Here is a 6,411-nt window from a genome sequence, read left to right on the forward strand (position 1 = left end):
ATCCCAGCCGCCGCCGGGCGCTGCGGGCGCCATCAGCTTGAGCTCGAGCTGCTGCGCGGGCGCCGGACCGTTCGCCCCAAGCAACAGCGCGACGACCGCGCCGAACAGGCGCATGTGGGACGAGATCATGGGGTTTCCTCCTGGATTTTCAGACGCGGCCTGCCGATCGCCGGCCGCGTCCAGTCGCGTGGTCGCATCGCCAATCGAAACGCGCGGTCCCATCGGGTTATGGAATCGCTCGCCGAGCTCACGTCTGCGCGTTCTTAGCGACCATTCGCCACAGCCTTCGGCAAGCCCGACGGCGCGACCAAGCCGTGCTGCATATCGCCGCACCTCGACAGTCGGTTTTCGCTTGCCTTGACTCGAGCCGGGCGTCAGCGGGCTCAGCTTTAGGAACCATTGCTAGTTCTTCCCGTTCCACCTCCGCCGATAGAAACGGCATTGGAGGAGAGAACATGAACGTTAAAACGATTGTCGCGGCAGCGTTGCTTGCCGCTTTTGTCACGCCGGCATTTGCAGCGGACGAATTCTACGTCGTGCAGGACGTGAAGACGAAGAAGTGCACGATCGTCGATCAGAAGCCGGTCGACACGACGACCACCATCGTCAGCCCTTCGGGCACCGTCTACAAGACACGCTCCGAGGCCGAGACCGGCATGAAGAGCGTCAAGATCTGCACGTCCGACTGACAGGCGCTGAGCACGCCAATCACCATACTTTGGGCCGAGCCGGCAGTCGTCATCCTGGGCGGTGGCGCCTGCCTGATCGGTCACCTCCACTGAAGGCGAGGAGTTTCTCTTATGAAGAAGTTTGCTATCGGCTGCATCTTGGCTGCGGCGTTCGCTACCGCCGCGCATGCGGCGACCACGATGCCCGCCGCCCCGACGGACAGCTGGACCATCACCAACTACTACAAGCAGAATGTCTATGATCCGAAGGAATCCAAGATCGGGACGATCGACGACGTGCTTGTCGACAAGGCGGGCAAGGTGACCGGCCTCGTCATCGGCGTCGGCGGCTTTCTCGGCGCCGGCGAGAAGGACGTGATCGTGCCGTACACGGCCGTCAAATCGCAAAAGAAGGGCGACAAGTGGTGGCTCACGCTCGACGAGACCAAGGACAGCCTGAAGGCTGCACCGGGCTTCAAGTACGATCGGGCCAGCACGACCTGGATGCCTGAGAACAAGTAGTACCGAAGTCCCGTCTGCTCGCTGCGAGCAGACGGGACCCTTCGAAATCAATCAGCGAAACGGGCTGTGCGGAGGAGCCTCGGCGCGGCGCTAGTGTTTTGCTTTGGCCGTGAAGATAAGGGCCGCGTGAAACAAGGGTCCATCGTCAGAGCGAACTTCAATCGCCACGTCATGCGGTGATTCGGATTCGGCGGCGTCACGCGCCAGACCTGTCAGCGTATGAACCGCTTCTACTTGGGCAGCGTTTTGGTCGCGGAACTCGAGTCCTTCCTCATCGGGATAAAGTTCGCTGCCGTCTCTGATATCGAAGAAGTAGCGCACCATCGCCTCCATACGCGGCGGCAGTGAAGCAACACAAGGCAAGGACGTGTCGTTCCTAACGAACTGCGACGAAGTCGAGGGAACAATCAGCGTATCCAGTTCGAAACCGTAGCGGCGCGTCAACTGCCAGCTGCGCGTTGCCGCTTTCGAATGATCGAACCGACAACTCACGCCGCCTTCGTACGCGTGCCTTCGTGCGTGACGCGGAAGAAACTCTGTCGCCGAACGACGAATGGGTCCTCCCAAGTCCTGCGGGATTCTGTTCCCACCTTTCGCATCAGTCAGGAGCGAGCAGTTCGAGTCTGGGTTGTAAAATACGCCCCGGCGCTGCGAGGCGCCGATCGGCCGGCACGATCTGGAAGCCCGAGAACAAGTAATCGGCGGTGTCCTTTCTTCTCGCTCTCGAGGATACCGGGCGCAGCGGTCTGGAACGGATCACGCAGCGCACGAAAGCAATACGGCCCCGGCACCTTTGGGGGCCTAGAGGCCAGTGCCGGGGCCGGTCGCCTGATCCGGGCCGAGTTGTTACTGGAGGCAAGCAGCCTGACCGATCAATAGCGGCGCGGTTCCGGCGACAGCTAATGTGAATCCGTATCCGAATGTCCGCGCTGGGGTCTTGGGGCAACACCCGTCACAAGGCGGCGGATGGAATTAACCTCAAAATTTTTTTTGGCCGGGTTCTTGACACGGCATCGCCGATTTTTATTTTCTTCCCGCCAGCCCGCGTCGCGGGATCTGGTGCCTGGTCGCCCTTCGGGGCCAGGCGAGACGGGCACCGGTGGTGTCCGGTGCCGTTCATATCCATCTTGCTCTATGGAGGATTTGGCTATGCGCACCTACGACTTCTCCCCCCTGTTCCGGTCGACCATCGGATTCGACCGGCTGTTTGATCTCGCCGAAGCGGCCAATCGGGCCGGTGAAGATCACTACCCGCCCTACAACATCGAACGCTTGACCGAGGACCGATACCAGATCGTGCTCGCCATCGCCGGCTTTGCGCCCGACGAGATCTCGGTGACGGCAGAACAGAACGTTCTCACTGTCGAAGGCGTCAAGATCGACAAGGCCGAGCGCGAGTATATCTATCAGGGCATCTCGACGCGCAGATTCAAGCGCCAGTTCAGCCTCGCCGATTATGTCGAGGTCAAGAGCGCTGCGTTCGACAACGGACTCCTCAGGATCGAGCTGGCGCGCGAAGTGCCGGAGGCGATGAAGCCGCGACGCATCGCAATCAATGCGGCATCGAGCAACTCGCCCCGACAGCTCGAAAGCGTCGCCGCCTGATCGAACCGGCGAAGCCGCGCCCCCGACGAACCAGCGCGGCTTCGTCTCCTCAGTAACTCGTCTTTCGAACGGAGGCATCCATGCGGCCGACGACCGCGCCTGCTCATAACGTTATTGGCTTCAACCGGCCAATTCGCGCCCACCAGGAAGGCGCCCACGAATATGAGACCCCGCACGATGTGGTGCGGGATTCTCGCCTGAGCCTGACCGAGAAGCGAGCTATCCTGGCATCCTGGGCCTCGGACGCCAGCGCTGTGGCGTCCAATCCCATCTTGCGCGCACCCAGGGGGCTCAAATCGCCCGTTCCTGTCAGCGATATCCTGGAAGCGCTTCGTGCTCTCGACAGCGGTCCGCCCCATCCGCCAGGCGGCCGGCCTGCCCGGCTGCGCTCCGTCGACCGTTGCCTGGCCGCATAGGAGGCAGCGAGATGACGGTGGACATCAGACTACCGAAGCAGGTCATCGACCGGCTCGAGCGACGCTGGCGGTCAAGATTTGACCGGGAACGGCAGCTGAACTCGGAACTGTTCGACCGCCGGCTTGAACAGTTGCGCGCTCATCGCAACAATGTTCTGCGGTATCGGCGATTGCTGCAGACCCAACTCTCCGATCTCGAACGCGAGTTCATCGAAAGGCGGCTCTCCGAAGAAGTGGGGGCGATGCAAGGCGTCGCGGCCGACATTCCGCCACTTCCGGCTGCCTCGTTCGATCGCGCCGCTAGCGAGGAGATCCGGCCATGAAGGGGCTGCAACAAATACTCATAAGAGGCAGTGAAAAGATCATCGGTCACTATCAATTCCTGCTCGATACGGCGATGTCGGAAGAGGAGCGCGAGCTCTTCCGACGGAGGATCGAGGAAGAACGCAGGATACTGAGCAGGCTGCTCGATACGTCCGACCATCAGTCGGCACGCGCGGCCTGAGGCGATCATGGCGGCGGAGGATCAATATCGATCGCGATATCTCCGCCGCTTGGCCCTGCGCGAATAGCGGCAAGCCGCCCGCGGGCCGCCGAACCATCGAAGGACGCATCCGTTATCCCAGGCCTGTAAATATCTGGGAGAGGTCGCGTTATGTATCGCATTTACTATTTCGCCGTCTTCCTCGCTGTGACCGGCGCAGTCTTCGGTTCACTGATCGCGCTCGAGAAGCTTTTTCATTCCATGGGCTCCGCGTAACGCTGCGAAGGAAAACGCCCGAGCAATCGCCGGGATAGCCGACTCCTCTCCCTGGACGCACCAGGGATAATCCCTGGCACTGGCGGGGTCACACTAGCCGGCCCTGCGACGCCGAATGCCAGGACGATCAAAAAATGCCAGGACGATCAAAAGGAGGGATATGCGCATGGTCCATCTCCCGGCAACCAATCGATGATCAACGGAGGCGCGGGATCGGCGTTCCTATCGAACGGCGCAGGAACCGTGCTATTCCGGGCCGGTTGTCGGAAAGCGTCCACACACAAGCAAATTGGCATGCCGTCACGGTTGCTTTTGTTTCTGAGTTTTCCGGTTCTGGTTGTTCTGAGCGGTTGCGGCGATCGACTCGAGTGCGATTCGATCGAAACCCGAAAGGCCGTGCTCCAGGCCATTGCCGACGACCACCGCAATCCGCTAGTCAATTACGCGGCCAAGGAATCGACAGCGAAGCCGACTCCGGAAAATTCAAAGCCGTTGTATCAGCTCGGTGAAAGAATCGTCACGACTTCGACGAGCAGGGACAAGCGAACTCTGCAGTGCAGCGGCGGGATTTCGGTATCCGTCGGCGACGTCAAGGCGTCGAAAGAGGTGGAATTCACCGCGCAAAAATCAGCCGACGGAAAATTGTCCGTTTCGGTCGCTCCATTTCAGTTTTGACTTCGTAGCGGCGGCGTGAAGCCCGCCAAATGACGGCGGATCGCATCGACCGTCGCTTTGCCAGGAACCGGAACGGCAAGCTCAGAGTTGTCGTCATAGTCCGGGAGCGCGGAGAAACTTCCGTCCCGGCAATTTTCAATTCGGAAAGCTAGGTCGCTTCATTCGTTCGCGCTCGTATCGCGAAGGGACGGTCGTGCATGCCGACGAAGCGGCATCATGGGACAACTGACATGAGCGTTTCGAGATCAAGGGAATCAACCATCAGGCGACATACAGCCTCGATGGCGCGTGCACTGACATGGCTGAAGAATACCTGCCCCGCCTGCGACGTGCCGGGACCGGAGCTCACCGCCACATCGCCGGTGCGCATCTCCACTGATACGCGCCGGAGTGCCCCTGGCTTCAGGACAACCGCCCGATCTCGAACCGGGATCAGGTGAGCCGGATTGCCGGTGAGCGCTGACGCGCGGCAACGCTCTTCCCGCGCGCTTTGGAGCAATGGAATTGGCTGCTGAAGGAGCTTTGAGCTTGGAACCTTACGGTGTCCCGACAATTGGGCTCTTGTTCCGGGCAGGAACCGATAAAGGGAAATGCATGGGACAAATCCGCCGCCGCGTGAAGCAAGCCGATACGCTCGAAATCCGGCTCACGCAGGGAGCGAAAGAACTTCGCGACCGTGCCGGGCAACTTCCCGCTGGTCGAGACCGTGACGCGCTAGTCCAGCGAGCGCAGCATATTGAAGCCGCCGCGCACATGTCGGAATGGCTGATGTCCCCAGGTCAACGGACGCCCATCTAGGAGGGCGACGATGCAGGCGAACCATCACCGCAACCATCACCATTTCGACGGCGTGGAGCTTGCCTTTGTCTGCGCTGCGGTGGTGTCGCTGATGGCCCTGCTCGCCAGCGTGGCGTGGCTCCTGCTGCGGTGAGCAATCGAATCGAAAAGGACCGTCACACGGGCGGTCCTTTTCTGCCGGTTGGAATGGATCTGTAAAAACTCAAAAGTAAAAAATGCTCGGTAAATAAAGGTAGTGCCGACAGAGTTGTATTAGGACCATCCTGGCTTGCGATTAAATCCGGATCAGTACGGTGTTCCGGCGACGGAACCGGGCGGGCGGCGTTTCCGGGACACACAGAGAACCGCACAAACCAAGCCGCGTGCTTGACCCGCGCGCCGCCCTCCCCCGACGTGCGGCAAAACAACCCGACGGGCAACTCAGCAAAAACCTGTCAACCGCCTCGCGCAGAAATATTTCGCTTTATCCGAATTGAAACTCAGTATATGGTTTACCTGTCTCACCCGATCGAGGGGCGCTGCGCATCGTCACGGGTGTTGCGGTGAGATGCGGTGGACGCTGATCGCGCAGTCGACGAATGCGCGTGAAGCGGACGGTGAAGTCGTGTGGTCCTGACGCCCTAGTGGTAGGTGTCTTTTCGCATTGCGCGATGCGCGTTGTGAAGACGGTGACAAGCAAGCCCAGTCTCGCCGGGGAGAGCACGAAGTAAGCCGTAACCCATCGCGCAGGGAAAGCCGGATTGCTCCGGTTACACCTGTGGTCCTACCCCCGAGCTTTCTACCTTTTGCTCGGGGCCCATGGGTGCGATCGGCACCCGGCTTTCCCTGCGCCCTCTTCAAGAGAGAGGGCGAGATGAGATGCAAAGCTCGGACGAAACGCGCCGCGAGAATGCGGACGTATGGTTCGCAGGCGGTCCAATAAACGCGATGTCGTCCTCGCGAAGGCCGCACTGTCATCGCCCGGCTG

Annotated in this window: 9 protein-coding genes and 1 pseudogene; 8 read left to right on the top strand and 2 right to left on the bottom strand. The window is 60.5% G+C overall.

Annotation, left to right across the window (positions count from 1 at the left end; all coding sequences use genetic code 11):
- A pseudogene (locus H8B02_RS48755) lies at window positions 1–129 on the bottom strand (tripartite tricarboxylate transporter substrate binding protein); the annotation flags it as partial.
- 326 nt (window positions 130–455) lie between these two features.
- Here H8B02_RS48755 and H8B02_RS44185 point away from each other — a divergent pair.
- Together H8B02_RS44185 and H8B02_RS44190 are read left to right on the top strand one after the other, a co-directional pair.
- Window positions 456–689, top strand: coding sequence for a hypothetical protein (locus H8B02_RS44185; protein ID WP_229172045.1), 234 nt, complete (start codon window positions 456–458; stop codon window positions 687–689).
- A 111-nt stretch (window positions 690–800) separates the two neighbouring features.
- On the top strand, window positions 801–1,190 hold the full coding sequence (locus H8B02_RS44190) for a PRC-barrel domain-containing protein (protein ID WP_229172046.1): 390 nt from the start codon (window positions 801–803) through the stop codon (window positions 1,188–1,190).
- Window positions 1,191–1,280: 90 nt separating this feature from the next.
- On the opposite strand, the gene H8B02_RS48760 is transcribed toward H8B02_RS44190, so the two are convergent.
- Entirely contained in the window at window positions 1,281–1,682 is a 402-nt protein-coding gene (locus H8B02_RS48760) for a DUF6894 family protein (RefSeq protein WP_312001557.1), read from the bottom strand.
- Between the two features lie 657 nt (window positions 1,683–2,339).
- Between H8B02_RS48760 and H8B02_RS44200 the strand changes: the two genes are divergently transcribed.
- The 6 genes from H8B02_RS44200 (at window position 2,340) to H8B02_RS48295 (ending at window position 5,577) form a co-directional block, all read left to right on the top strand.
- The gene (locus H8B02_RS44200) at window positions 2,340–2,795 is read left to right on the top strand and encodes an Hsp20 family protein (protein ID WP_229172051.1); all 456 of its coding nucleotides are present in this window, start codon (window positions 2,340–2,342) and stop codon (window positions 2,793–2,795) included.
- Window positions 2,796–2,875: 80 nt separating this feature from the next.
- On the top strand, window positions 2,876–3,211 hold the full coding sequence (locus tag H8B02_RS44205) for a hypothetical protein (RefSeq protein ID WP_229172047.1): 336 nt from the start codon (window positions 2,876–2,878) through the stop codon (window positions 3,209–3,211).
- An 11-nt stretch (window positions 3,212–3,222) separates the two neighbouring features.
- A complete protein-coding gene (locus H8B02_RS44210) occupies window positions 3,223–3,534 on the top strand; it encodes a hypothetical protein (protein ID WP_229172048.1) in 312 nt (103 codons plus the stop codon).
- Window positions 3,531–3,716: a hypothetical protein gene (locus tag H8B02_RS44215; protein WP_092114740.1), complete on the top strand. Its 186-nt coding sequence runs from the start codon at window positions 3,531–3,533 to the stop codon at window positions 3,714–3,716. The genes H8B02_RS44210 and H8B02_RS44215 overlap by 4 nt, the downstream gene beginning before the upstream one ends.
- A 549-nt stretch (window positions 3,717–4,265) precedes the next feature.
- A complete protein-coding gene (locus H8B02_RS44220; RefSeq protein WP_229172049.1) occupies window positions 4,266–4,646 on the top strand; it encodes a hypothetical protein in 381 nt (126 codons plus the stop codon).
- Window positions 4,647–5,454: 808 nt separating this feature from the next.
- A complete protein-coding gene (locus tag H8B02_RS48295) occupies window positions 5,455–5,577 on the top strand; it encodes a hypothetical protein (protein ID WP_283842318.1) in 123 nt (40 codons plus the stop codon).
- Window positions 5,578–6,411: the final 834 nt, after the last annotated feature.

It is taken from the genome of Bradyrhizobium altum, from assembly GCF_020889705.1.
Classification (GTDB): Bacteria; Pseudomonadota; Alphaproteobacteria; order Rhizobiales; family Xanthobacteraceae; genus Bradyrhizobium; species Bradyrhizobium altum.